The organism is Streptomyces sp. NPDC038707 (assembly GCF_040636485.1).
GTDB lineage: Bacteria > Actinomycetota > Actinomycetes > Streptomycetales > Streptomycetaceae > Streptomyces.
Window position 1 is genome coordinate 1 of record NZ_JBEZUP010000010.1, and the last position, 23,721, is coordinate 23,721.

The following is a 23,721-nucleotide window of genomic DNA, read 5'->3' on the forward strand; positions in this document are numbered from 1 at the left end:
CACACCCGCTGGATCGAGACCGGGTTCACCAACGACATCAAGCCCTTCACCGCTCCCGCCGACACCGACACCGAGGACGAGACCGCCCGCGAGACGGTCGTGGTCGAGGTCGGCGGCAAGCGCCTGGAGGTCTCCCTGCCCTCGTCGCTGGGCATGAGCCTGGCCCGCACCGGGCTCGCGGCCGGAGCCAAGCCCAAACGGCGCGCGGCGAAGAAGTCCGGGCCCGTGGCCTCCGGCGACACCCTCGCCTCCCCCATGCAGGGCACCATCGTCAAGATCGCCGTCGAGGAAGGCCAGGAAGTCCAGGAAGGCGACCTCGTCGTCGTCCTGGAAGCCATGAAGATGGAACAGCCCCTCAACGCCCACAAATCCGGCACCATCAAGGGCCTCACCGCCGAAGTCGGCGCCTCCCTCACCTCCGGCGCCGCCATCTGCGAGATCAAGGACTGATCCACAGCCGTACGGCAGTGAGTCGGCCCCTGGCGCATGTCGCCGGGGGCCGGCCGCATTGTGGGGCTCTCCATCCGGCTCGGCGGTGGCGCACACCATGGCCACCCTCGTCCGCGGGCATCGTCGTGTGGACACGCGGACAACGCCGTCCGGGCCCGGCCGGGGACCGGTTCAAGCCGAGAGTCGCCGGTGGACGCCGATGAGCCACCGCGCCCCGCCCGTCAGGGGCTTCGGCAGGGTGGTCAGCGGCGTCGGAGGTCCGCGACGCGGCCGCGTTCGGCCGGGGTCGGTTCGGGCAGTGCCGTGGTGGAGCGGAGGGGGGAGGCGCCCGGGGCGTGGCTTCTGCGGGGTCCCGGCAGGGAGGTGCGGCGGCCCGCCGGGACCTGGTCACCCCCCGGGCTTCCGCTCGCCCCCGCAACCGCGATGTGGACGCCCTGGTCGGCGAGGGCCTGCAGTTCGGTGACCGCGCGGTCGTCGTGGGCCGGGGGCTCGTCGGTGACCAGGCGGGTGATCAGGTCCGTCGGCACGGTCTGGAACATCGTGTCCGTGCCCAACTTGGTGTGGTCGGCGAGGACCACGACCTCCGCGGCGGCCTGGACGAGCGCCCGGTCGACGGATGCCGAGAGCATGTTGGAGGTGGACAGCCCGCGTTCGGCGGTCAGGCCGCTTCCTGAGAGGAAGGCCTTGGAGACGCGCAGGCCCTGGAGGGACTGCTCGGCACCGGAGCCGACGAGGGCGTAGTTGGAGCCGCGCAGGGTGCCCCCGGTCATCACGACCTCCACCCGGTTGGCGTGGGCCAGCGCCTGGGCCACCAGGAGGGAGTTGGTGACGACCGTCAGGCCCGGCACGCGCGCGAGGCGGCGGGCCAGCTCCTGCGTGGTCGTACCCGCCCCGACCACGATGGCCTCGCCCTCGTCGACGAGGCCCGCGGCGAGGTCGGCGATGGCCGTCTTCTCGGCGGTCGCGAGGTGCGACTTCTGCGGGAAGCCGGACTCACGCGTGAACCCGCCCGGCAGTACCGCACCGCCGTGGCGGCGGTCGAGGAGTCCTTCGGCCTCCAGCGCGCGCACGTCCCGCCGTACGGTCACTTCGGAGGTCTGGACGACGCGGGCGAGCTCACGGAGCGACACGGCACCGTTCGCTCGCACCATTTCGAGGATCAATTGGCGACGTTCAGCAGCGAACACGAAACTGACAGTAACCCCAGCGACCGTCTGGTTTCAGCAGTTTGCGCCGAATAGCAGAAGTTGTTCGCAACACGGGGTGCGAAGTGATATAGGGCGCCGACCGACCCGGCGAGGGCCGTCCGTCGGCGCCCAGAACCCCCGTGACCAGCGGGAAGACGGCCGGAGCCGTCAGCCCTCCGCGCTCGCCTTGCGCGTGTGCAGCTGGCGGGCGACCTCGGCGATCGACCCCGACAGGGAGGGGTACACGGTGAAGGCGTTCGCGATCTGTTCGACCGTCAGATTGTTGTCGACGGCGATCGAGATGGGGTGGATCAGTTCCGAGGCACGCGGCGCCACCACGACACCGCCGACGACGATCCCGGTGCCCGGGCGGGAGAAGATCTTCACGAAGCCGTCCCGGATGCCCTGCATCTTCGCGCGCGGGTTGCGCAGCAGCGGCAGCTTGACCACGCGCGCGTCGATCTTGCCCGCGTCCACGTCCGCCTGCGTGTAGCCGACGGTGGCGATCTCGGGGTCCGTGAAGACGTTCGAGGAGACCGCCTTCAGGTCCAGCGGGGCCACCGCGTCGCCCAGGAAGTGGTACATGGCGATCCGCCCCTGCATGGCGGCCACGGACGCGAGGGCGAAGACACCGGTCACGTCGCCGGCCGCGTAGACGCCGGGGGCGGTGGTGCGGGAGACCTTGTCGGTCCAGATGTGCCCGGACTCGCGCAGCTTGACGCCGGCCTCCTCCAGGCCCAGGCCCGCGCTGTTCGGGATGGCGCCGACGGCCATCAGGCAGTGGGTGCCGGTGATGACCCGGCCGTCGGCCAGCGCCACCTCGACCCGGTCGCCGACGCGCTTGGCGGACTGCGCGCGGGAGCGGGCCATGACGTTCATGCCACGGCGCCGGAAGACGTCCTCCAGCACGGCGGCGGCGTCCGGGTCCTCGCCGGGCAGCACCCGGTCGCGGGAGGAGACCAGGGTGACCTTGGAGCCCAGGGCCTGGTAGGCGCCGGCGAACTCGGCACCGGTGACGCCGGAGCCGACCACGATCAGCTCCTCGGGCAGCTCGGTGAGGTCGTAGACCTGGGTCCAGTTCAGGATGCGCTCACCGTCGGGGCGGGCGTCGGGCAGCTCGCGCGGATGACCGCCGGTGGCGATGAGGACGGCGTCGGCGGTGAGGGTCTCCTCGGTGCCGTCGGCGGCGGTGACGACGACCTTGCGGGACCCGTCCAGGGCCTGCATGCCGTCCAGCCGGCCGCGCCCGCGCATGACCCGGGCACCGGCCCGCGTGACGGAGGCGGTGATGTCGTGGGACTGGGCGAGCGCGAGACGCTTCACCCGGCGGTTGACCTTGCCGAGGTCCACCCCGACCACCCGGGCCGACCGCTCCAGCGGCGGGGTGTCGTCGGCGACGATGATCCCCAGTTCCTCGTAGGAGGAGTCGAAGGTGGTCATCACCTCGGCCGTGGCGATGAGGGTCTTCGACGGCACGCAGTCGGTCAGCACCGACGCTCCGCCCAGACCGTCGCAGTCGACGACGGTCACCTCCGCGCCGAGCTGGGCGGCCACCAAGGCCGCCTCGTATCCGCCGGGTCCGCCACCGATGATCACGATCCGAGTCACGTACCCCATTGTCCCGCACGCTTCAAGGTGCCACTGCCCGGGGGCGCCGCCGGGCCACTCCCGTGACGCACGGGGCGCGCGGGACGTCTGCCGTACCCTCTCCCCATGTCGCTCTATGCCGCCTACGCCGGCAACCTCGACGCGCGCCTGATGTCCCGCCGCGCCCCGCACTCCCCGCTGCGCGCCACCGGCTGGCTGAACGGCTGGCGGCTGACCTTCGGCGGCGAGCAGCTCGGCTGGGAGGGCGCGCTGGCGACGATCGTCGAGGATCCGCTGGCCCAGGTCTTCGTCGGCCTGTACGACATCGCGCCGATGGACGAGGAGTCGCTGGACCGGTGGGAAGGCGGGGGGCTGGACCTCTACCGCCGGGTCCGGGTGCGCGCGCACACCCTGGACGGTGAGGAGCCGGCCTGGGCGTACGTCCTCAACGGCTACGAGGGCGGGCTGCCGTCGGCGCGTTATCTGGGCGAGATCGCCGACGCGGCGGAGTCGGCGGGCGCCCCGCACGACTATGTGATGGAACTCCGCAAGCGCCCCTGCTGAGACCGGCGCCCCGCCCCTTACCTCCCGGTTCGCCCGCCCTTTGTGGAAAACGACAGGACAACGGATCCAATCCCGTGTGCTCTGTCATCTACGCGCGTAGGCGAAGAGCGGCTACCCTCATCGGCGTGAACGCATCTCTTCTTCCGGACGACATCCAGGGCGACCCCTACGCCGCCGCCGACGCCGCCGCCGCGCGCCTGCGCGCCCTCACCGGCGCCGAGACCCACGACGTCGCCCTCGTGATGGGCTCCGGCTGGGCTCCGGCCGTCGACGCGCTGGGCGCCCCCGACGCCGAGTTCCAGGTCACCGAGCTGCCCGGCTTCCCGCCGCCGGTCGTGGAGGGCCACGGCGGCAAGGTCCGCTCGTACTCCTTCGGTGACAAGCGCGCCCTGGTCTTCCTGGGCCGCACCCACTACTACGAGGGCCGTGGCGTCGCGGCGGTCGCGCACGGCGTGCGCACGGCCGTCGCGGCCGGCTGCAAGACCGTGGTGCTCACCAACGGCTGCGGCGGTCTGCGCGAGGGTATGCGCCCCGGCCAGCCGGTGCTGATCAGCGACCACATCAACCTGACGGCGACCTCCCCGATCGTCGGCGCGAACTTCGTCGACCTGACGGACCTGTACTCGCCCCGCCTGCGCGCCCTGTGCAAGGAGATCGACCCCACGCTGGAGGAGGGCGTCTACGCCCAGTTCCCCGGCCCGCACTACGAGACCCCGGCCGAGGTCCGCATGGCCCGCGTCATCGGCGCGGACCTGGTCGGCATGTCCACGGTCCTGGAGGCCATCGCCGCGCGTGAGGCGGGCGCCGAGGTGCTGGGCATCTCCCTGGTCACCAACCTGGCCGCGGGCATGACCGGCGAGCCCCTCAACCACGAGGAGGTCCTCCAGGCCGGCCGCGACTCGGCGGCCCGGATGGGCCAGCTGCTGGCGCAGGTGCTGGGCAAGCTGTAAGCCGACGCGGGCGCCGCGGCGCCGGTGACGGGACTCCCGTGCGTCCGCCTCCGGGCCGACGGTTCCGGGCGGGCGGACGGGGTCCGGGGGCGGGAGCCCCGAGCGACGACTAGGAGAGGTTGATCCCAAGGTGCACGACGATCTCATCGCCCGGGCCGAGGCTTGGCTCGCCGAGGATCCCGATCAGGAGACTCGCGAGGAACTGGCCAAGCTGATCGAGGCCGGTGACACAGCGGAGCTGTCGGCCCGCTTCAGCGGCACGCTCCAGTTCGGCACGGCGGGCCTGCGCGGCGAACTCGGCGCCGGTCCGATGCGCATGAACCGCAGCGTCGTCATCCGCGCCGCCGCCGGTCTCGCCGCGTACCTGCGCGAGCGGGGTCAGGGCGACGGCCTGGTCGTCATCGGCTACGACGCCCGGCACAAGTCGGCCGACTTCGCCCGGGACACCGCGGCCGTGATGACCGGCGCCGGTCTGCGGGCCGCCGTGCTCCCCCGCCCGCTGCCCACGCCCGTGCTGGCCTTCGCGATCCGGCACCTCGGCGCGGTGGCCGGCGTGGAGGTCACCGCCAGCCACAACCCGCCCCGGGACAACGGCTACAAGGTCTACCTCGGCGACGGCTCCCAGATCGTGCCGCCCGCCGACGCGGAGATCGCCGCCGAGATCGACGCCATCGCCTCCCTGCACGACGTACCGCGCCCGGACGCCGGCTGGGAGATCCTGGACGACTCCGTCCTGGACGCCTATCTGGCCCGTACGGACGCCGTTCTCGCCGCGGACTCGCCGCGCACCGCCCGCACGGTGTACACGGCCATGCACGGCGTCGGCAAGGACGTGCTGCTGGCCGCCTTCGCCCGGGCCGGGTTCCCGGAGCCGGTGCTGGTCGCCGAGCAGGCCGAGCCGGATCCGGACTTCCCGACGGTCGCGTTCCCGAACCCGGAGGAGCCGGGCGCGATGGACCTGGCGTTCGCCCGGGCCCGCGCCACCGACCCGGACCTGGTCATCGCCAACGACCCCGACGCCGACCGGTGCGCGGTGGCCGTCAAGGACGGCGCGGACTGGCGCATGCTGCGCGGCGACGAGGTCGGTGCCCTGCTCGGCGCCCACCTGGTCCGGCGCGGCGCGACCGGCACCTTCGCGGAGTCGATCGTCTCCTCCTCCCTGCTCGGCCGGATCGCCGGCAAGGCGGGGCTGCCGTACGAGGAGACCCTGACCGGCTTCAAGTGGATCGCCCGCGTCGACGGCCTGCGCTACGGCTACGAGGAGGCCCTCGGCTACTGCGTGGACCCCGAGGGCGTGCGCGACAAGGACGGCATCACCGCCGCGCTGCTGATCACCGAGCTGGCGTCGATCCTGAAGGAGGAGGGCCGTACCCTTCTCGACCTGCTCGACGACCTCGCCGTGGAGCACGGCCTGCACGCCACCGACCAGCTGTCGGTACGGGTCGAGGACCTGTCGCTGATCGCGGACGCGATGCGCCGGCTGCGCGAGCGGCCGCCGGCCGAGCTGGCGGGCCTGCGCGTCGTCCGGGCCGAAGACCTGAGCCTCGGCTCGGAGAGCCTGCCGCCCACCGACGGCCTGCGTTACACCCTGGACGGCGCCCGGGTCGTGGTCCGCCCCAGCGGCACCGAGCCGAAGCTGAAGTGCTACCTGGAGGTCGTCGTACCGGTCTCCGCGCCGGCCGCCCTCCCGGCCGCCCGCGCCCGCGCGACGGAACTCCTGACCGCCGTCAAGCGCGACCTGTCCGCGGCCGCGGGCATCTGACCCGCCCGAACAGACAACCGCCGCCGGGCACCCCCCACGGGGCGCCCGGCGCCGTCGTCCCGGGCCGCGACACCCTACGGCCGGGCAACCCCCACACCACCGGAAACAGCCCAGCCCGACCGCCCAGGCCGTTCACCGGCCACCGACCCCAGGGACACTCCCGGCGCCCCCCGCGACCACACCCACACCCCAGCCATCCGACCCGAACCGCCACACCCCACGGCCGGGCAACCCCCACACCACCGGAAACAGCCCGGCCCGCCCGCCCAGGCCGTTCACCGGCCCACCGACCCCGGGAACACTCCCAGCGCCCTCCGCGACCACATCCACACCCCCAGCCATCCGACCCGAACCGCGAGACCGTACAGTCGGGCAGCCCCTACACCACCGCGAACAGCCCGGCCCGGTTGCTCCGCCGCCGCGGAGGCGCAAGGTGACGCCGTCGCGCCCGGACCGCTGGGATCCGCCGCAGGGCGTGGCGCTCGGCGGCCGGACGGGCCCCGTGCCGAGGACCGTGCCCGGGCGGTCGGCGCCGTCATGCCCGGTCCCGTGTCGCGCACGCCGTTCGCCCGGGCACGGGACCGGCCCGGACGCCGCACGGCGCCGGGACTCCCCTCGGGGGAGCCCGGCGCCGTGCGGCGGCCGTGGGCCCGGCGGAACGTGCGGCCGGGCCGGCCGTCTCAGCCCGTGGCGAGCAGGATGGCCAGCAGAATCGCTCCGGCGGCCGCGGGCGCGGCCACCTCGTAGGCCCAGCGGACGGTGATCTCCCCCTGGGCCGGCTCCGCCTCGCCCCGCTGTTCCAGCAGTTCGCGCAGGTCGTCCATCACCTGGTCGGTGTCGGCGCGGGACGGCCCGGCCTCCGGGCCGAGCGCGCCGAAGCCGCCCAGGCCCATGCCGCCGGCCCCGAGCCCGCCGCGCCGGCCGCCCGGCGGCACGCCCCGGGCCGCGTCCGCCGCCGCCCGCTGCTGCCGCCGGGCCGCCCGCTTGCGGGCCCGCAGCGAGACGGGGACCGCCCACAGCTGGTACTTGGTGCCGGACTTGGCGAGGACCTCGTTGGTGTAGCCGGAGCGCAGGCCGGCGATCTCTCCCCAGGGCAGGGTGATCACCCGGAACGGGTTGCGTACGCGCAGCCGTTCCTCGTTGGCGAAGACCGCCGGCCGGAGCGTGAAGGCGAGGATCAGCGGCACGACCAGGATCAGGCCGGCCAGCGCCAGCCACGGGGTGCGGCCATGGCCCTTGAACAGCGCGTCGAAGCCGAGCCAGAGGACGACCAGGAGCAGCAGCACGCCCCCCGCCAGCCCGAGAGGTGAGCGGTAGATCCGGTCCTGGCCGGCGGACACCGGAGGCTGTGACGCGGGTGACGGGTGGTCGGGGGTGGTCATGGCCCGATTCTGCCCCACGCCCCCGCCGCGCCACCGTCCCGCCCGCACATCCGTCCTACCGCACCCCGTGCGACGTGTCCCGCACACCGGGTCACCCGGGCGCGGTACCCCGTCCGGTGTCCGCCGTCCCGGGACTTCCCATCTGCTACGCGCGTAGATATGCTCGTCTGGTGACCATGCCCACTACCGCATCCTCAGCCCACGTTCTCTCGGACGTCACCGCGTCCGACAGCACGCTGCGCCGCTTCCTGCACGGGCTGCCCGGCGTCGACGCGGTCGGCCTGGAGGCGCGCGCCGCGTCCCTCGGCACCCGCTCCATCAAGACCACCGCGAAGGCGTACGCCATCGACCTCGCCATCTCGATGGTCGACCTGACGACGCTGGAAGGCGCGGACACCCCGGGCAAGGTCCGGGCGCTCGGCGCCAAGGCGGTCCACCCCGACCCCACGGACCGTACGACCCCCACGACGGCCGCGGTCTGCGTCTACCCCGACATGGTGGCCGTCGCCAAGGAGGCCGTCGCCGGCTCCGGCGTGAAGGTGGCCTCGGTGGCCACCGCCTTCCCGGCCGGCCGTGCCGCGCTCGACGTGAAGCTGGCCGACGTGCGCGAGGCCGTCGCCGCCGGCGCCGACGAGATCGACATGGTCATCGACCGGGGCGCCTTCCTGGCCGGCCGCTACCTGAAGGTGTACGACGAGATCGTCGCCGTGAAGGAGGCCTGCGGGACGAGCGCCCGCCTGAAGGTCATCTTCGAGACCGGCGAGCTGTCCACGTACGACAACATCCGCCGCGCCTCCTGGCTCGGCATGCTGGCGGGCGCCGACTTCATCAAGACCTCCACCGGCAAGGTGGCCGTCAACGCGACCCCCGCGAACACCCTGCTCATGCTGGAGGCGGTGCGCGACTTCCGGGCGCAGACCGGCGTCCAGGTCGGGGTGAAGCCGGCCGGCGGCATCCGCACCAGCAAGGACGCGATCAAGTTCCTGGTGCTGGTCAACGAGACCGCGGGCGCGGACTGGCTGGACAACCACTGGTTCCGCTTCGGCGCCTCCTCGCTCCTCAACGACCTGCTGATGCAGCGCCAGAAGCTGGCCACGGGCCGCTACTCCGGCCCCGACTACGTAACGGTGGACTGAACCATGGCATTCGAGTACGCTCCCGCGCCCGAATCGCGCGCGATCGTCGACATCGCCCCGTCGTACGGCCTGTTCATCGATGGGGAGTTCGTCGAGAGCTCGGGTGGGGATCTCAGCAAGACGGTCTCTCCGGCCACCGAGGAAGTACTCGCCGAGTACACCCAGGCCAACGCGGAGGACGTCGACCGGGCGGTCAGGGCCGCCCGCAAGGCGTTCGAGAAGTGGTCGGCGCTGCCCGGTGCCGAGCGCGCCAAGTACCTGTTCCGCATCGCCCGGATCATCCAGGAGCGCAGCCGTGAGCTGGCCGTCCTGGAGACGCTGGACAACGGCAAGCCGATCAGGGAGACCCGCGACGCGGACCTCCCGCTGGTGGCCGCGCACTTCTTCTACTACGCGGGCTGGGCCGACAAGCTCGACCACGCCGGCTTCGGCGCGAACCCGCGCCCGCTGGGCGTCGCGGGCCAGGTCATCCCCTGGAACTTCCCCCTGCTCATGCTGGCGTGGAAGATCGCCCCGGCGCTCGCCACCGGCAACACGGTGGTGCTCAAGCCCGCCGAGACCACCCCGCTGTCGGCCCTGTTCTTCGCGGACATCTGCCGCCAGGCCGGCCTGCCCAAGGGTGTGGTCAACATCGTGACCGGTGACGGCCGGACGGGCGCCGCGCTCGTCGCGCACCCGGACGTGAACAAGGTCGCCTTCACCGGTTCCACGGCCGTCGGCAAGGAGATCGCCCGCACGGTCGCCGGCACGGCGAAGAAGCTCACGCTCGAACTGGGCGGCAAGGGCGCCAACATCGTCTTCGACGACGCCCCGCTCGACCAGGCCGTCGAGGGCATCGTGAACGGCATCTTCTTCAACCAGGGCCAGGTCTGCTGCGCGGGCTCCCGCCTGCTGGTGCAGGAGTCGGTCCAGGACGAGCTGCTGGACGCCCTCAAGCGCCGCCTGTCCACGCTCCGCCTCGGCGACCCGCTGGACAAGAACACCGACATCGGCGCGATCAACTCCGCCGAGCAGCTGGCCCGGATCACCGCGCTGGCCGAGCGGGGCGAGGCGGAGGGCGCCGAGCGCTGGTCCCCGGCCTGCGAACTGCCCGCCTCCGGCTACTGGTTCGCCCCGACGCTGTTCACGAACGTCACCCAGGCGCACACCATCGCCCGCGAGGAGATCTTCGGCCCGGTGCTGTCGGTCCTGACCTTCCGTACGCCCGACGAGGCCGTCGCCAAGGCCAACAACACCCAGTACGGCCTGTCGGCCGGCATCTGGTCCGAGAAGGGCTCGCGCATCCTGGCCGTCGCCAACAAGCTGCGCGCCGGTGTCGTCTGGTCCAACACGTTCAACAAGTTCGACCCGACCTCGCCGTTCGGCGGTTACAAGGAGTCGGGCTTCGGCCGCGAGGGCGGCCGCCACGGCCTGGAGGCGTACCTCGATGTCTGACCGTTTGAGTGTCTTCAAGACCTACAAGCTGTACGTCGGCGGGAAGTTCCCGCGTTCGGAGAGCGGCCGGGTGTACGAGGTGACGGACTCGAAGGGCAACTGGCTGGCGAACGCCCCCCTGTCCTCCCGCAAGGACGCCCGGGACGCGGTGGTCGCCGCGCGCAAGGCGTTCGGCGGCTGGTCCGGCGCGACCGCCTACAACCGCGGCCAGGTCCTCTACCGCGTCGCCGAGATGCTGGAGGGCCGGCGCGAGCAGTTCGTCCGCGAGGTGGCCGACGCGGAGGGCCTGTCCAAGTCGAAGGCGGCGGCCGTCGTGGACGCGACGATCGACCGCTGGGTCTGGTACGCGGGCTGGACCGACAAGATCGCCCAGGTGACCGGTGGCGCCAACCCGGTCGCGGGCCCGTACTTCAACCTCTCCTCCCCCGAGCCGACCGGTGTGGTCGCCGTCCTGGCCCCGCGGGAGTCGTCCTTCCTGGGGCTGGTGTCGGTGGTGGCGCCGGTGATCGCCACCGGCAACACGGCGGTCGTGATCGCCTCCGAGAAGGCCCCGCTGCCGGCCCTGTCCCTGGGCGAGGTGCTGGCCACGTCCGACGTCCCGGGCGGTGTCGTCAACGTCCTGTCCGGCCGTACGGCGGAACTCGCGGCGCCGCTGGCCGCGCACCAGGACGTCAACGCGATCGACCTCGCGGGGGCGGACGAGGCGCTGGCCAAGGAGCTGGAGATCGCGGCGGCCGACAACCTCAAGCGGGTGCTGCGTCCACAGCCTGTGGACTACTTCGAGACGCCGGGCACCGACCGGATGACGGCGTTCCTGGAGACGAAGACGGTGTGGCACCCGACGGGGTCGCTGGGCGCGGGAGGGTCTTCCTACTGACGGGCACCGCCACCGGGCGCGGGCGCGTTCAGTGACCCAGGGACGCGAGGACCGGGCCCAGCACCGGCACGCCGCCCAGCGACTGGGCCTGGGCCAGCGGGCGCGTCAGCGTCTGGGTGCCGACCGGCTGGAAGTCGGCCACCTGGGTGCCGACGCCGTTGTCCAGCGGGTCGACGCCCGTGCCCGCCAGGGGGTTGGGCTTGAGGCCGGTCACCGGCCCGGTGACGTAGCCGACGATGCCCGTCAGCGCGCCCAGGCCGGCCTGCGGGTCGATGGTGCCGAAGTCGAGGGGGCGGGAGGTCACGCCCGGGACGGCGGCCGTCCCGGCGGACGCCGTGGCCGTCCCCGCGCCCAGGGCCGCCCCGGCGACGGCGAGGACGACCAGGGCGCGCTGCGCGGTGGAGTGCTGGGGTGAGGCGTGTCGGGCCATTGCTGATGCCACCTTCTACTGCACTGGGTGATCGTGTCGGCACGAAGGGTAGTTGAGGCGGGGCTCACGCTCAAAAGCCGACCCGCGGGCTCGGCAGGCGGTCCGCCATGCGTCAAACTGGTGTTCCGTGAGCCTTCATCTTCCGTCTCCCGCCCGTGTCGTGCTGCTGTGCGGCCCCTCGGGCTCGGGCAAGTCCCTTGTCGCCGCCCGCTCCGGGCTGCCCGTGCTGCGCCTGGACGACTTCTACAAGGAGGCTGACGACCCGACTCTGCCCCTGGTGGAGGGGAGTTCGGACATCGACTGGGACCACCCGGGGTCCTGGGACGCGGACGTCGCCGTCGAGGCCATCGCCCGGCTGTGCGCCACTGGTTCGACACCGGTTCCGGTGTACGACATCGCGCTGAGCGCCCGTACCGGCGAGGAGACGCTGAGCATCGGCCGTACCCCGCTGTTCATCGCGGAGGGCATCTTCGCCGCGGAGATCGTCGGGCGCTGCCGGGAACTGGGCGTGCTGGCGGACGCGCTGTGCCTGTCCCGCGGCGCGTTCACCACTTTCCGGCGGCGCTTCGTGCGCGATCTGAAGGAGGGCCGCAAGTCGGTGCCGTTCCTGCTGCGCCGCGGCTGGCGGCTGATGCGCGCCGAACGCTCGATCGTCGCCCGCCAGATGTCCCTCGGCGCGCACCGGTGCGACCGGGACGAGGCGCTGGGCCGGCTGGCGGCAGCGGCGGCGGGCCGTCAGGCACGGCAGCAGACGCCGGCCTGAGCGCCGTACCGGGTGCGCGGGGCCGCCCGATGGCGGGCAGGCGAAACGGGACTGGCCGGTCCCCCAGGTCCACCAGTCCCGTTCCTGTTCCACCCCCGTGTTCCCCCGTGGGCCCACCCCCCAGTGGTCCCCCGTGTTCCCCCCTCGGGCCACCCCCCGGTGACCCTGCCCTCAGGCGACCAGTTCGCCGAAGGCAGCCTCTTCGTCGCGGCCGAAGCTGAGCACCTCGTCGTCGCGCAGGCGGCGCAGCGAGCGCCAGATGCTGGACTTCACCGTGCCGACGCTGATGCCGAGGATGTCGGCGATCTCCGGGTCCGTGCGGCCCTCGTAGTAGCGCAGGACCAGCATGGTGCGCTGGAGTTCGGGCAGCCGGGCCAGCGCCTGCCACAGGACCGCGCGCAGCTCGGTGCCGCGCATCGCGTCCTCGCCGGGCGTCTCCGGCAGTTCCTCGGTCGGGTACTCGTTGAGCTTGCGCCGCCGCCACGCGCTGATGTGCAGGTTGGTCATGGTGCGGCGGAGGTATCCGCCGACCGCGGCCTTGTCGCTGATCCGGTCCCACGCCCGGTACGTCGAGAACAGCGCGCTCTGCAGCAGGTCCTCGGCCTCGTGGCGGTCGCCGGTCAGGTGGTAGGCGGTGGCGTACAGGGAGGCGCGGCGCTCCTGGACGTAGGCGGTGAACTCCGCCTCCGACAGCGAACGGCGCTCCCCCGGGTCCTCCCCGTACGCGGTTCCCCCGTGTGTCTCCCCCGTGTGCGCGTCAACCACCGACATGTACGCCGGATGCTGACGCCCGGTGCCGCGAGCGCACCCCCGCATGCCCGCGGCACCGGACTTCTCGGATCCCCGGTGCACGTCGTGCAGACGCGTGACCACTGCGCTGGTGCTGATGCTGTGCAGCGTGTTCATCTCGCGCTCCCCGTCGTGGACTTCCGGTGAATCGGTCTTGCCGGGCCGGCTCCCCGTCCGGCCCGTGACGAAAAGCCTGCCGGGGCCACTTCATGGCCGTGTCCGCCGACTGTCACAGACCTGTCACAGGGGTACGGCGGTGCCGGTCACCCCTCGCACACGGTGGGTGGCGATGCGCGAGGAGTGGCACGGGCCGGTCGTACGGCAGCCCGTCCATGGGCCAGAATGAGGCCGTGCCTTCCCTGTTGCTGATCGAGGACGACGACGCCATCCGTACGGCCCTGGAGCTCTCCCTGACGCGCCAGGGACACCGGGTGGCCACCGCTGCCAGCGGCGAGGACGGTCTGAAGCTGCTGCGCGAGCAGCGGCCGGACCTGATCGTGCTGGACGTGATGCTGCCCGGCATCGACGGGTTCGAGGTCTGCCGCCGCATCCGGCGCACCGACCAGCTCCCGATCATCCTGCTGACCGCGCGCAGCGACGACATCGACGTGGTGGTCGGGCTGGAGTCCGGCGCCGACGACTACGTCGTCAAACCCGTCCAGGGCCGGGTGCTCGACGCCCGGATCCGGGCCGTGCTGCGGCGCGGCGAGCGGGAGTCCAGCGACTCGGCGACCTTCGGCAGCCTCGTCATCGACCGTTCGGCCATGACGGTCACGAAGAACGGCGAGGACCTCCAGCTGACCCCGACCGAGCTGCGGCTGCTGCTGGAACTGAGCCGGCGGCCCGGTCAGGCGCTGTCCCGGCAGCAGTTGCTGCGGCTGGTGTGGGAGCACGACTACCTGGGCGACTCGCGCCTGGTGGACGCGTGTGTGCAGCGGCTGCGCGCCAAGGTCGAGGACGTGCCGTCGTCCCCGACGCTGATCCGTACCGTCCGCGGGGTCGGCTACCGCCTGGACGCCCCTCAGTGACCGGTACGCGAGGGGGGCTGCGCGGCTGGACCGCGGGGCGTGGGAGGGGCCTGTCCCGGCTGAGGCTCACCAGCCTGCGGCTGCGCCTGGTGGTGGTGTTCGCACTGGTCGCGCTCACCGCCGCGGTGTCGGCGTCGGGCATCGCCTACTGGCTCAACCGGGAGGCGGTGCTCACCCGCGCCCAGGACGCGGTGCTGCGCGACTTCCGGCAGGAGATGCAGAACCGCGCGGGCGCGCTGCCCGCGCACCCCAGCCAGGACCAGCTGCAGCGCGCGGCGGGCCAGATGGCCGCCAGCAGCCAGCGCTTCAGCGTGCTGCTGGTCGCCACGGACGCCGACGGCAAGACGGTGTACGGCAATTCGGGCGGCATCAACGGCTTCGCGCTGGAGGACGTGCCGGCGTCGCTGCGCGCGGCCGTGGCCAAGCGGCAGCCGGTGTCCGACCGGAACAAGGACCCGTACCACCTGTACTGGCAGCGGGTCGTGGACCACGGCACGCCGTTCCTGGTGGCCGGGACGCGGGTCATCGGCGGCGGTCCGACCGGCTACATGGCGAAGTCGCTGGAGCCGGAGGCCAAGGACCTCAACTCGCTGGCCTGGTCGCTGGGCATCGCCACCGGGCTGGCGCTGATCGGCGCCGCGCTGCTCGCGCAGGCCGCCGCGACGACCGTGCTGAAGCCGGTGCACCGGCTCGGGGTGGCCGCGCGGCGGCTCGGCGAGGGCAGGCTGGACACCCGGCTGCGGGTCTCCGGCACCGACGAACTCGCCGATCTGTCCCGGACGTTCAACAACGCGGCCGAGGCGCTGGAGAAGCGGGTCGCGGAGATGGCCGCGCGGGACGAGGCGTCCCGCCGGTTCGTCGCGGACATGTCGCACGAGCTGCGCACCCCGCTCACCGCCATCACCGCCGTCACGGAGGTGCTGGAGGAGGAGCTGGAGGCGGAGACCGGCAGCATGGACCCGATGATCGAGCCCGCGGTCCGGCTGGTGGTCAGCGAGACCCGGCGGCTGAACGACCTGGTCGAGAACCTGATGGAGGTCACCCGCTTCGACGCGGGCACGGCCCGGCTGGTCCTGGACGACGTCGACGTCGCCGACCAGATCACCGCGTGCATCGACGCCCGGGCCTGGCTGGACGCGGTCGAGCTGGACGCCGAGCGCGGCATCCACGCCCGGCTGGACCCGCGCCGCCTGGACGTCATCCTCGCCAATCTGATCGGCAACGCGCTCAAGCACGGCGGGTCGCCGGTGCGGGTGTCGGTGCGGGAGGCGGAGGACTCGGTCGAGATCCGGGTCCGCGACCACGGGCCGGGCATCCCCGAGGACGTCCTGCCGCACGTCTTCGACCGCTTCTACAAGGCGAGCGCCTCCCGGCCGCGCTCCGAGGGCAGCGGGCTGGGCCTGTCCATCGCTCTGGAGAACGCCCACATCCACGGCGGCGAGATCATCGCCGCCAACTCGGAGGAGGGCGGCGCGGTGTTCACGCTCCGGCTGCCCCGGGACGCCTCCCGGCTGACCGAGGAGGACGCCGGGGACGGCCCCAAGGCCCGCGACGGCAAGGACGGCAAGGACGGCACCGCCGGGCAGGAGAGCGCGGGGAAGGAGGGGTCATGACCGTACGACGTCTGGTGGCGCTGCCCCTCCTCGGCGCGCTGCTCACCGGCTGCGGCATCCGGGCCACGGAGGTGCCGACCGACTTCGGGGCGGCGCCGTCCCGGGTGCCGTGCTCGCTGGCCGGGCCGGACCGGGCCGCGCAGTCCTCGCGCGGGGTGCCGGTGCAGGTGTTCCTGCTGTGCGGGGCGTCCCTGGTCGCCGTGGACCGCACGGTGCCGGTCCCGGAGGGCACCCCGGACGACCGGCGCCGGGTGATCGTGGCGCAGGGACTGCTGGACCAGCTCGCCGCGTCCCCGTCGGCCGCGGAGCGGTCGGCGGGCTACACGACGTACGTCCCGGGCGGGCTCGGGGTGCGCGGGCCCGGCCCGAAGGACCCGGAGGACGCGCTCCGGCTGAGCACGGGCCCCTCGCGCCTGTCCTCCCAGTCCCTGGCCCAGCTGGTGTGCACGCTGTCCGACTCGGCGGCCACGGAGGGCGACGGCTCGGTCATCCTGGGCGGCCCGGACGGGGGCCCGCTGCGGCGGTACGAGTGCACGGACGAGGTCCGCGACCACCCCGCCGGCACCCGGCCGCCGTCCAGCGAGGTCACGGGGTAGCCGGGGCGGACGCCCGCTCTCCCGGGGTACCTGCCCGGAACTCCGGGTGCCTGCCCGGCCACCCCTACGGGTGTTCCCCGGTGCCAGGGCGTACCGGAGCGGCGTCACGGCCCGGGCGAACCGTTTTTCGCCGCGGAACCGTTCGACCCCGTGGCCGCGTCTAGGGGGGAGTGCAGCGTCAAGGCTCCATCGGCGGCAGCGCCGCGATCCGCATCCGTGTGACGGGGGGTGTCCTCCTCGCCGCGCACCTCGGCCTCGTCGCCTGGCTGATGCTGCGCCCCCTGGACGTCCCCTGGGTGATGCCCCCGAATCTGCGTCCGCTGGCCGGCATCCGGGCCGATCTGGCCCGGGGCTGGCCCGGGGCCGCCCGGCCGCTCGGCGAGGGTCTCGCGCTGCTCGCCCCGCTGGGCGTGCTGCTGCCGGCGGCGCACGGCAGACTCACCGTCTCCCCGCTCGCCTCGCTGCTGCGGACGGCCGCGGCCGGCGCGCTGATCTCCCTGGGTATCGCCCTGTTGCAGACCGGCGTGCCGGGCCGGGTGGTGGACGTCGACTCGCTGCTGCTGAACACGGCGGGGGTCGTGCTGGCGCACCTGGCCGTCGTACCGGCGGGCCGGTCCTGGCTGCGGCGGCGGACGGTGCGGGACCCTGGCGCGGCGGCCGGGCCGGCGGTCGGCATCGCGGAGGAGCTGTCTCAGGGCCGTACCCCGACGATTCCCAGGGTCGGTATCGCACCTTAGAGTGATGCTTCGTCCGCTTCGTCCGCCTACCGTGGATGTCAGTCGAGGGGCCCGTCCGGGGCCCCCGTCACCGGCTCGGAAACGAGCCGACGACCACGGAGGAGCCGACAATGACCGCCCTTTCCCGCCCCACCCACGGCCGCGTGATCGGCGGAGTCTGCGCGGGCCTGGCCCGGCGCTTCGGCACGTCGGCCACGACGATGCGGGTGATCTTCCTGGTGTCCTGCCTGCTGCCGGGCCCGCAGTTCCTGCTGTACATAGCGCTGTGGCTGCTGCTGCCGTCCGAGGACAAGGCCCGCACCGCCTGGTGAGCGCCTCACCCGCCCGACGAGGGGGCCGCGCCGGGGAGTCGGAGGCGGCGCGCCCGGTGAGCCGGAGGCGGGTCCGGTGCGTCGCGGACGCGGCCGGTGCGTGAGGGGGGCGAGCACCCCAGGGGGCGCGTCCGGACGGGCCGGAGCGCCCCGCGTGCCCTGCGGCGGTGGCCGGGGTCAGCCGAGCGGGATCCCGTTGACCGGCGTGCCGTGCAGGCCGTTCACCGGCAGACCGCCGAGCAGGCCGCCGACGGGCTTGGCCGGCCCCTCGGTGACGGCACGCTCGGCGACGGGCTGGGCGACGACGGCGGCCTTGCGAGCGGCGGGCACCGCGGCGCGGACACCGCTCTTGGCCAGGGGCTTGAGCGTCTTCACCGCTCCGCTGTCCGGCAGCGTCTCGGCGACCTGCTCGGGCGGCAGCAGCTTCGTGGCGGTGTCGAGGGTGCGGGCGACGTCCGGGGCGGCCGGGGCCGCGTTGGCCACGCCCGCGCCGACGGCGGCGACGGCGGCGCCCAGGGCGGCGACACCGAGGGTCTTGGCAGCAGACTGCTTCATGGTGCATGCGTCCTTGCGTGCGGAGACGGGAGCTCACAAACGATCCGAGCGATCCACGACCGTAAACATCCTCCACCACTCACCGCAAACACCGAAATAGGGACGCCGAGTGACATAACATCCGCTTTCCATACCGACCGGCATGCGGCGGCCGCCCGCCCGGACCGTCGGAACCGCTGGTGGACGCCATCCGACGGAACGGTCATGCGGACTTCGGCTCGGCATATCCGGACCTGACGACGCTATTGATCATCACGAAACATTCATCGAAAGGAATGAACGCCGATTTCATCGCATTGACGAACAGCCCTCGGTCCGTGGCCCGGCACTGTTTCCGATGCTTTTCCGTCGATACGCAACGGTGACCCGCCGTACGGGTTTCGTACACCGCCCCTTCTGACACTGTTCTGTCATGGGACAGCGAGCGACGCCGGTGCGAACGGCCAGGCTGGGAAAGGCGGTCGGCCCGGCGCCGACACCGGTGTGCGGAGCGGTGCTGCTGCTCCCCGACGGGGAGGAGGTCTCCGCCCGCCGGCCGTCCGCCCTCCGCCCCCTCACCCTGATCCGCTCCCTGGGCCGCGCCCTCGCCCGCACGGGCCGCGCCGAGGGGCTGGCCGTCCACCGCGTCCACTACCGCTACCGCGGCTGGAACGGCGGCGACGCGCACCCGGCGGCGGACGCCGAGTGGGCCACCGACGAGGTCGTACGCCGCTACGGCGACGTCCCCGTGTGTCTGGTCGGCGTCGACATGGGCGGCCGGGCGGCACTGCGCGCCGGTGGCCACGAGGCCGTCAACTCGGTGGTGGCGCTGGCCCCCTGGCTCCCGGAGGACGATGTCGCCGCCCCCGACGAGCCGGTGAGACAACTGGTCGGCCGCCGGGTCCTGATCGCCCACGGCACGAACGACGAACGCACCGACCCCGAGCTGTCCTTCCGCTACGCGGAGCGGGCGAAGAAGGCGAACCGCGAGGTGTGCCGCTTCGAGGTCCACTCCGACGGCCACGGTCTGCACGGCCACCGCTCCGAAGTCCTCGCGCTGACCATCGACTTCGCCCTGGGTGCGCTGTTCGGGCACCCCGTCTCCCGCCCGGTGGAGGACGCCCTGGCGGCTCCCCCGCCGATCGGCCTGCGGATGCCGCTGGCGGCGGGGTTCGGGCGGTCGTTGCGGCGTTAGGGCGGGGCGCCGCTCAGCGGAACTCGTGCACGACCTGGATCCGGCCGACGATGTGGGCGTTGAACTCGTCCAGTTCCTCCGCCGGTACCCACAGTTCCAGGATCGTCCGCCCGCCCGCCTGCCGGACCGGGTACCGTCGCAGGAAGCCGGAGTCGACGTCGAAGCGGGTGACGAAACCGGCGCCGTCGTGCTCGACGTTCCAGTCGCGCGCGATCCTGACGGCGTAGTCCTCGTTGAGCACCGGGTAGAAGATCGGCTGCTCGGGGAGCCGGGGCGGCCAGGCTCGCCAGTCCAGCTCGCGCACCAGCTCCAGTTCCCTGGGGCCGGTGGGGCGCCAGAGGGTGGTCGTCGCTCGCCGGCTGGTCACGGGAATGCGCTCCTCGACAGGGGAACCGGTGACCGGTCGTACGGCCGGCCGGGGTCCCGACGCTACCGGCGGCCCGTCCGCGGCGGCCAGCGGGTTTCCCCTCCGGCCCCCGCGCACGGGAAGCCCCGTCAGGGGAGGAGGCTGCCCCGCCTCGACAGCAGGAACTTCTTGAACGCCGCCACCGGCGGGGTGTCCGGCCGGTCGGCCAGCCAGGCCACGCCGATCTCGCGGGCCGCTCGCGGGGCCGTGACCGTCAGTTCCACCACGCCCGGGCGGGGGACCGTCGGCGGGGGCAGGAGGGCCACGCCGAGACCGGCCGCGACCAGGCCCCGCAGGGTCTCGGCCTCCTCGCCCTCGAAGGCGACCCGGGGGCGGAAGCCCGCCTGGCGGCACAGGTCGTCGGTGATGCGGCGCAGACCGTAGCCGGGTTCCAGGGTGACGAAGGTTTCCTCGGCCGCCTCGGCCAGGCGGATGCGGCGGCGGGCGGCCAGCCGGTGGTCCGCGGGGACGACCAGGCGCAGCTTCTGCTCGTCCAGGCGGCGGGCGACCAGGTCGGGGGCGTCGGGGACCGGCGAGGTGAGGCAGAGGTCCAGTTCGCCCGCGCGCAGCCGCTCCAGCATCGCCTCGCCGTAGTTCTGGACCAGGCTGAAGCGGACGCGCGGATGGTCGGCGCGGAAGGCGTGCAGCAGGCCGGGCACGGTCTCGGCGCCCATGGTGTGCAGGAAGCCGAAGGCGACCTTGCCGGTGGCCGGGTCGGCGTCCGCGCGGACCTCCTCGGCGGCCCGCTCGATCTCCGCGAGGGCCCGTTCCACGGAGGCGAGGAAGGTGCGGCCGGCGGTGGTCAGCGAGACCGTGCGGCCGTGCCGGGCGAACAGGTCGACGCCCAGGTCCCGTTCCAGGCGGGCCATCGCGCGGGACAGGGTGGACTGGGGGACGTCCATCTCCTGCGCGGCCCGGGTGACGTGCTCCGCGCGGGCCACCCCGGCGAAGTGGGCGAGGCGGGGCGCGAGCAACAGCGCCATGTCTTCTGTGTCACTGAACCGTGACAGGCGGTTCGGTGAGCTGTGCTGATGCACCATGGGAACGATTATGGCCGTTCCATGCATTGGACGCATGAACCCGGTCGTCCTACGGTCGAGGCATGTCTCCCGCCAGTACCGGGGCGTCCACCGGCGTGGGCGCCGTACCGTCCCTTCCCGTCCCCGACTCCGACTCCGACTCCGCCGGCTCCGGTGTCACCGGCTCCGACTCCCGTATGACTCCGGGCGGCCCCGGCTACCGGCGGATGAGCCTCGCCCTCTTCCTCGCCGGGGTCGCGACGTTCGCCCTGCTGTACTCCACCCAGGCGCTGCTGCCCCTGATCTCCGGGGAGTTCGGCGTCGCGGCGAGCGAGGCGAGCTGGACGGTGGCGGCGGCGACCGGTGGACTGGCCCTGTTCGTGCTGCCCATGAGCGCCCTGTCGGAGCGGTTCGGGCGCCGTACGGTGATGACGGCCTCGCTGGCGGTCGCCGTCGCCGTCGGCCTGCTGGTGCCCTTCGCGCCGTCGATCGGCGCGCTGGTGGTGCTGCGGGGCGTGCAGGGTGCGGCGCTGGCCGGGCTGCCGGCCTCCGCGACGGCCTATCTGGCCGAGGAGGTACGGCCGAAGGCACTGGTCACCGCCATCGGGCTGTTCGTGGCGGGCAACAGCGTCGGCGGCATGAGCGGCCGGGTGATCACCGGCTGGGTCGCGCAGGAGTGGGGCTGGCGGGTCTCCGTCGGCGTGATCGGCGTCCTCGCGGTCGGGTGCGCGGTGGCGTTCCGGCTGCTGCTGCCCGCACCGCGCCACTTCACGCCCGGCTCGCTGCGCCCCCGGGTCCTGTTCGGCACGGTCCGCGGTCATCTCTCCGACCCGCTGCTGCGCCGCCTGTACGCGATCGGCGCCCTGTTCATGACGGTGTTCGGCGGTGTCTACACGGTGATCGGCTACCGGCTGACGGCGGCGCCGTTCGGGCTGCCGCAGGGCATCGTGGGCTCGATCTTCCTGGTGTACCTGGTGGGCACGGTCTCGGCCTCGGGCGCGGGCCGGCTGGTGGGCCGGTTCGGCCGCCGGGGCGCGCTGTACCTGGCGGGCGGTACGACGGCGGCGGGCCTGCTGCTGTCGCTCGCCCCGACGCTGCCGCTGGTCCTGCTGGGCCTGGTGCTGATCACGGCGGGTTTCTTCGCCGGGCACGCGGTGGCCTCCTCGGCGGTCGGCAAGACGGCCACGCACGGCCGCGCGCAGGCTTCGGCGCTGTACCAGTCCGCGTACTACATCGGCTCCAGCGCGGGCAGCACGGTCGGCGCGCTGGCCTTCCGCGCGGGCGGCTGGGCGGGCACGGTCGGCGTCGGCCTGCTGGCGGTGCTGGGCGTGGTGGCGATCACCGTGCTCGGTTCGGTGGCGGCGCGGCGGACGGCCGCGCGCCCGGCGCGGGCTTCCGTACAGGCCCCGGCGCACTGAGGCGCCCCGCGCGCCGAAACCTTCCCGCGCCGGGCCGGGACGTCTTTGTGGCCCGTGCGCCCGCACAGCCGCCGAGTGCTCGCGGCGCACGCCCACCGCGTCGGCGTGCGCCGCCCGCGCGGGTGGGACGACCCCCGTGCACCGGCCATTTTCCGACTCCGGCGGTCATTGTCAGTGGGCTGCGGTAGCTTCCGAGGTGCTGGGGCGCGACGTGCGCCACGGGGACGGCCACAGGGGTGGGTGGACGATGGGCAACGGAACGGCGACGGCGGACCTCGATGTCGCACTGGAGAAGTACCGGACCGAGCTGACCGGGTACTGCTACCGGATGCTCGGCTCCTCTTTCGAGGCCGAGGACGCCGTGCAGGACACCCTGGTGCGGGCCTGGCGGAGTCACGAGAAGTTCGAGGGCCGCTCCTCGCTGAGGTCGTGGCTGTACCGGATCGCGACGAACGTGTGCCTGGACATGCTGTCGGCGGGCAACAAGCGGGCCCGGCCGATGGATCTGTCGGAGGCGACCCCGCTCGCGCAGGCGGCGCTGAACCCGCGCCCGGACCACACCTGGCTGGAGCCGATGCCGGACGCGCGGGTGCTCCCGGCCGTGACGGACCCGGCGGAGGCGGCGGTCGCCAAGGAGTCGGTGCGGCTCGCCTTCATGGCGGCGCTCCAGCAACTGCCGCCCAAGCAGCGGGCGGTGCTGATCCTGCGCGAGGTGCTCGCGTGGAAGGCGAGCGAGGTCGCCGAGCTGCTGGAGACCTCGGTGGCCTCGGTGAACAGCGCGTTGCAGCGGGCCCGGGCCACGCTGGCGGAGCGGTCGGAGGCGGGGCCCGAGGGGGCGGTGTCCGATCCGCTGGACGAGGAGCAGCGCAAGCTGCTGGAGCGGTACGTCAAGGCGTTCGAGGGCTACGACATGACGGCGCTGACGGCGCTGCTGCACGAGGACGCCATCATGACGATGCCGCCGTTCGACCTGTGGCTGCGCGGCACGGCCGACATCACCGGCTTCATGCTGTCCATCGGCGCCTCCTGCGCCGGGTCCCGGCTGGTGCCGGTCCAGGCCAACGGTCTGCCGGCGTTCGCGCACTACAAGCCGGACCCGGAGAACGGCGGGTTCACGCCGTGGGCGGTGCAGGTGCTGGAGATCTCAGCCGGCCGGATCACCGGTTTCCACTGCTTCCTCGACACCCAGCGGTGGTTCCCGCTGTTCGATCTGCCCCTCCGTCTGGAAGCGGAGTCCGAGCAGGTCCAGCAGGCCGACTAGCGCGGGACCGGCGTCCCGCAGCCGTATCCGCCCGCCGGCCCGGCGGGCGGTCAGCTCCAGCCGGGCGAGCAGATCGACGGCCGCCAGCCCCGGCGGCCCGAGCCCGCCCACGTCACACACGACCACCCCGCCCGCACCGCCCGCGAGCGCTTCCCGCACGGCGGCACACCACCCCGCCGCCTCGTCGGCGCGGACGGGACCGGTCAGCACGAGCACGGCGACGGGCGTCTTGGCATCCACGTGCGGATAGACCGCCGGGACGGCCGGAACTCATCGCCGTCCCGGCTGAAGG

The 23,721-nt window shown here is 73.2% G+C and carries 25 protein-coding genes; 16 read left to right on the forward strand and 9 right to left on the reverse strand.

The window, feature by feature from the left end; translation table 11 throughout:
- On the forward strand, nucleotides 1–450 hold a 450-nt coding region (locus tag AB0E62_RS15710; RefSeq protein WP_362192852.1), incomplete at its 5' end, for a biotin/lipoyl-containing protein.
- 242 nt (nucleotides 451–692) lie between these two features.
- On the opposite strand, the gene AB0E62_RS15715 is transcribed toward AB0E62_RS15710, so the two are convergent.
- Both AB0E62_RS15715 and AB0E62_RS15720 read right to left on the reverse strand, forming a co-directional pair.
- On the reverse strand, nucleotides 693–1,613 hold the full coding sequence (locus AB0E62_RS15715) for a DeoR/GlpR family DNA-binding transcription regulator (protein ID WP_362192854.1): 921 nt from the start codon (nucleotides 1,611–1,613) through the stop codon (nucleotides 693–695).
- Nucleotides 1,614–1,805: 192 nt separating this feature from the next.
- Entirely contained in the window at nucleotides 1,806–3,254 is a 1,449-nt protein-coding gene (locus AB0E62_RS15720) for an NAD(P)H-quinone dehydrogenase (RefSeq protein ID WP_362192857.1), read from the reverse strand.
- 96 nt (nucleotides 3,255–3,350) lie between these two features.
- On the opposite strand from AB0E62_RS15720, the gene AB0E62_RS15725 reads away from it, so the two are divergent.
- The 3 genes from AB0E62_RS15725 to AB0E62_RS15735 all read left to right on the forward strand — a co-directional run bounded on the left by AB0E62_RS15725 (nucleotide 3,351) and on the right by AB0E62_RS15735 (nucleotide 6,500).
- Nucleotides 3,351–3,788 (forward strand): gamma-glutamylcyclotransferase, encoded by a 438-nt coding sequence (locus AB0E62_RS15725; RefSeq protein WP_362192859.1) that lies wholly within the window; start codon nucleotides 3,351–3,353, stop codon nucleotides 3,786–3,788.
- 125 nt (nucleotides 3,789–3,913) lie between these two features.
- On the forward strand, nucleotides 3,914–4,738 hold the full coding sequence (locus AB0E62_RS15730; RefSeq protein WP_362192862.1) for a purine-nucleoside phosphorylase: 825 nt from the start codon (nucleotides 3,914–3,916) through the stop codon (nucleotides 4,736–4,738).
- 130 nt (nucleotides 4,739–4,868) lie between these two features.
- Nucleotides 4,869–6,500 carry a phospho-sugar mutase gene (locus AB0E62_RS15735; protein WP_362192865.1) on the forward strand — a complete coding sequence of 544 codons (1,632 nt, stop codon included), beginning with the start codon at nucleotides 4,869–4,871 and terminating at the stop codon, nucleotides 6,498–6,500.
- Between the two features lie 680 nt (nucleotides 6,501–7,180).
- On the opposite strand, the gene AB0E62_RS15740 is transcribed toward AB0E62_RS15735, so the two are convergent.
- A complete protein-coding gene (locus AB0E62_RS15740; protein ID WP_362192868.1) occupies nucleotides 7,181–7,882 on the reverse strand; it encodes a PH domain-containing protein in 702 nt (233 codons plus the stop codon).
- A 176-nt stretch (nucleotides 7,883–8,058) separates the two neighbouring features.
- On the opposite strand from AB0E62_RS15740, the gene deoC reads away from it, so the two are divergent.
- The 3 genes from deoC to AB0E62_RS15755 are packed head-to-tail and all read left to right on the forward strand — an operon-like array spanning nucleotide 8,059 to nucleotide 11,329.
- Nucleotides 8,059–9,018 (forward strand): deoxyribose-phosphate aldolase, encoded by a 960-nt coding sequence (gene deoC / locus AB0E62_RS15745; RefSeq protein ID WP_362193463.1) that lies wholly within the window; start codon nucleotides 8,059–8,061, stop codon nucleotides 9,016–9,018.
- Between the two features lie 3 nt (nucleotides 9,019–9,021).
- The gene (locus AB0E62_RS15750; protein WP_362192871.1) at nucleotides 9,022–10,452 is read left to right on the forward strand and encodes an aldehyde dehydrogenase family protein; all 1,431 of its coding nucleotides are present in this window, start codon (nucleotides 9,022–9,024) and stop codon (nucleotides 10,450–10,452) included.
- A complete protein-coding gene (locus AB0E62_RS15755; RefSeq protein ID WP_362192874.1) occupies nucleotides 10,445–11,329 on the forward strand; it encodes an aldehyde dehydrogenase family protein in 885 nt (294 codons plus the stop codon). Before AB0E62_RS15750 ends, AB0E62_RS15755 begins: the two co-directional genes overlap by 8 nt.
- A 28-nt stretch (nucleotides 11,330–11,357) precedes the next feature.
- Here AB0E62_RS15755 and AB0E62_RS15760 read toward each other — a convergent pair whose 3' ends face one another.
- Nucleotides 11,358–11,759, reverse strand: a complete 402-nt coding sequence (locus tag AB0E62_RS15760; RefSeq protein WP_362192877.1) for a hypothetical protein — start codon at nucleotides 11,757–11,759, stop codon at nucleotides 11,358–11,360.
- 160 nt (nucleotides 11,760–11,919) lie between these two features.
- Here AB0E62_RS15760 and AB0E62_RS15765 point away from each other — a divergent pair, with 160 nt between their 5' ends.
- Nucleotides 11,920–12,522, forward strand: coding sequence for a uridine kinase (locus AB0E62_RS15765; protein WP_362193466.1), 603 nt, complete (start codon nucleotides 11,920–11,922; stop codon nucleotides 12,520–12,522).
- Nucleotides 12,523–12,693: 171 nt separating this feature from the next.
- On the opposite strand, the gene AB0E62_RS15770 is transcribed toward AB0E62_RS15765, so the two are convergent.
- Nucleotides 12,694–13,428 (reverse strand): SigE family RNA polymerase sigma factor, encoded by a 735-nt coding sequence (locus AB0E62_RS15770; RefSeq protein ID WP_362192880.1) that lies wholly within the window; start codon nucleotides 13,426–13,428, stop codon nucleotides 12,694–12,696.
- Between the two features lie 233 nt (nucleotides 13,429–13,661).
- Here AB0E62_RS15770 and afsQ1 point away from each other — a divergent pair, with 233 nt between their 5' ends.
- From afsQ1 to AB0E62_RS15795, 5 genes are all read left to right on the forward strand, one after another.
- Complete coding sequence (afsQ1, locus tag AB0E62_RS15775; RefSeq protein ID WP_031024517.1) at nucleotides 13,662–14,339, forward strand: two-component system response regulator AfsQ1; 678 nt, start codon at nucleotides 13,662–13,664, stop codon at nucleotides 14,337–14,339.
- A gap of 17 nt (nucleotides 14,340–14,356) precedes the next feature.
- A complete protein-coding gene (locus tag AB0E62_RS15780; protein WP_362193469.1) occupies nucleotides 14,357–15,952 on the forward strand; it encodes a HAMP domain-containing sensor histidine kinase in 1,596 nt (531 codons plus the stop codon).
- Complete coding sequence (locus tag AB0E62_RS15785) at nucleotides 15,949–16,548, forward strand: hypothetical protein (protein WP_362192882.1); 600 nt, start codon at nucleotides 15,949–15,951, stop codon at nucleotides 16,546–16,548. Before AB0E62_RS15780 ends, AB0E62_RS15785 begins: the two co-directional genes overlap by 4 nt.
- A 170-nt stretch (nucleotides 16,549–16,718) precedes the next feature.
- Nucleotides 16,719–17,285: a VanZ family protein gene (locus AB0E62_RS15790; RefSeq protein WP_362192885.1), complete on the forward strand. Its 567-nt coding sequence runs from the start codon at nucleotides 16,719–16,721 to the stop codon at nucleotides 17,283–17,285.
- Between the two features lie 110 nt (nucleotides 17,286–17,395).
- Nucleotides 17,396–17,596, forward strand: a complete 201-nt coding sequence (locus tag AB0E62_RS15795) for a PspC domain-containing protein (RefSeq protein ID WP_014674578.1) — start codon at nucleotides 17,396–17,398, stop codon at nucleotides 17,594–17,596.
- A gap of 177 nt (nucleotides 17,597–17,773) precedes the next feature.
- On the opposite strand, the gene AB0E62_RS15800 is transcribed toward AB0E62_RS15795, so the two are convergent.
- A complete protein-coding gene (locus AB0E62_RS15800; protein ID WP_362192888.1) occupies nucleotides 17,774–18,151 on the reverse strand; it encodes an ATP-binding protein in 378 nt (125 codons plus the stop codon).
- Nucleotides 18,152–18,563: 412 nt separating this feature from the next.
- On the opposite strand from AB0E62_RS15800, the gene AB0E62_RS15805 reads away from it, so the two are divergent.
- On the forward strand, nucleotides 18,564–19,325 hold the full coding sequence (locus tag AB0E62_RS15805) for an alpha/beta hydrolase (protein WP_362192891.1): 762 nt from the start codon (nucleotides 18,564–18,566) through the stop codon (nucleotides 19,323–19,325).
- 13 nt (nucleotides 19,326–19,338) lie between these two features.
- Here AB0E62_RS15805 and AB0E62_RS15810 read toward each other — a convergent pair whose 3' ends face one another.
- Together AB0E62_RS15810 and AB0E62_RS15815 are read right to left on the reverse strand one after the other, a co-directional pair.
- Nucleotides 19,339–19,692 (reverse strand): hypothetical protein, encoded by a 354-nt coding sequence (locus AB0E62_RS15810; protein WP_362192894.1) that lies wholly within the window; start codon nucleotides 19,690–19,692, stop codon nucleotides 19,339–19,341.
- A gap of 128 nt (nucleotides 19,693–19,820) precedes the next feature.
- Entirely contained in the window at nucleotides 19,821–20,771 is a 951-nt protein-coding gene (locus AB0E62_RS15815) for a LysR substrate-binding domain-containing protein (RefSeq protein WP_362192897.1), read from the reverse strand.
- Nucleotides 20,772–20,833: 62 nt separating this feature from the next.
- On the opposite strand from AB0E62_RS15815, the gene AB0E62_RS15820 reads away from it, so the two are divergent.
- Nucleotides 20,834–22,168 (forward strand): MFS transporter, encoded by a 1,335-nt coding sequence (locus AB0E62_RS15820; RefSeq protein ID WP_362192900.1) that lies wholly within the window; start codon nucleotides 20,834–20,836, stop codon nucleotides 22,166–22,168.
- A gap of 247 nt (nucleotides 22,169–22,415) precedes the next feature.
- Nucleotides 22,416–23,429, forward strand: coding sequence for a sigma-70 family RNA polymerase sigma factor (locus tag AB0E62_RS15825; RefSeq protein ID WP_362192903.1), 1,014 nt, complete (start codon nucleotides 22,416–22,418; stop codon nucleotides 23,427–23,429).
- Here the strand turns inward: AB0E62_RS15825 and AB0E62_RS15830 are convergent.
- On the reverse strand, nucleotides 23,313–23,669 hold the full coding sequence (locus AB0E62_RS15830; RefSeq protein ID WP_362192905.1) for an STAS domain-containing protein: 357 nt from the start codon (nucleotides 23,667–23,669) through the stop codon (nucleotides 23,313–23,315). The genes AB0E62_RS15825 and AB0E62_RS15830 overlap by 117 nt on opposite strands.
- Nucleotides 23,670–23,721 lie beyond the last annotated feature (52 nt).

Bases quoted from the DNA above. Each gene is read 5' to 3' on its own strand.
- AB0E62_RS15720 (WP_362192857.1), bottom strand. From the start codon at position 3,254: ATGGGGTACGTGACTCGGATCGTGATCATCGGTGGCGGACCCGGCGGA.
- AB0E62_RS15725 (WP_362192859.1), top strand. From the start codon at position 3,351: ATGTCGCTCTATGCCGCCTACGCCGGCAACCTCGACGCGCGCCTGATG.
- AB0E62_RS15825 (WP_362192903.1), top strand. From the start codon at position 22,416: ATGGGCAACGGAACGGCGACGGCGGACCTCGATGTCGCACTGGAGAAG.
- AB0E62_RS15770 (WP_362192880.1), bottom strand. From the start codon at position 13,428: ATGAACACGCTGCACAGCATCAGCACCAGCGCAGTGGTCACGCGTCTG.
- AB0E62_RS15740 (WP_362192868.1), bottom strand. From the start codon at position 7,882: ATGACCACCCCCGACCACCCGTCACCCGCGTCACAGCCTCCGGTGTCC.
- AB0E62_RS15815 (WP_362192897.1), bottom strand. From the start codon at position 20,771: ATGGTGCATCAGCACAGCTCACCGAACCGCCTGTCACGGTTCAGTGAC.
- AB0E62_RS15785 (WP_362192882.1), top strand. From the start codon at position 15,949: ATGACCGTACGACGTCTGGTGGCGCTGCCCCTCCTCGGCGCGCTGCTC.
- AB0E62_RS15800 (WP_362192888.1), bottom strand. From the start codon at position 18,151: ATGAAGCAGTCTGCTGCCAAGACCCTCGGTGTCGCCGCCCTGGGCGCC.
- deoC (WP_362193463.1), top strand. From the start codon at position 8,059: ATGCCCACTACCGCATCCTCAGCCCACGTTCTCTCGGACGTCACCGCG.
- AB0E62_RS15805 (WP_362192891.1), top strand. From the start codon at position 18,564: ATGGGACAGCGAGCGACGCCGGTGCGAACGGCCAGGCTGGGAAAGGCG.
- AB0E62_RS15795 (WP_014674578.1), top strand. From the start codon at position 17,396: ATGACCGCCCTTTCCCGCCCCACCCACGGCCGCGTGATCGGCGGAGTC.
- AB0E62_RS15760 (WP_362192877.1), bottom strand. From the start codon at position 11,759: ATGGCCCGACACGCCTCACCCCAGCACTCCACCGCGCAGCGCGCCCTG.
- AB0E62_RS15750 (WP_362192871.1), top strand. From the start codon at position 9,022: ATGGCATTCGAGTACGCTCCCGCGCCCGAATCGCGCGCGATCGTCGAC.
- AB0E62_RS15755 (WP_362192874.1), top strand. From the start codon at position 10,445: ATGTCTGACCGTTTGAGTGTCTTCAAGACCTACAAGCTGTACGTCGGC.
- AB0E62_RS15820 (WP_362192900.1), top strand. From the start codon at position 20,834: ATGTCTCCCGCCAGTACCGGGGCGTCCACCGGCGTGGGCGCCGTACCG.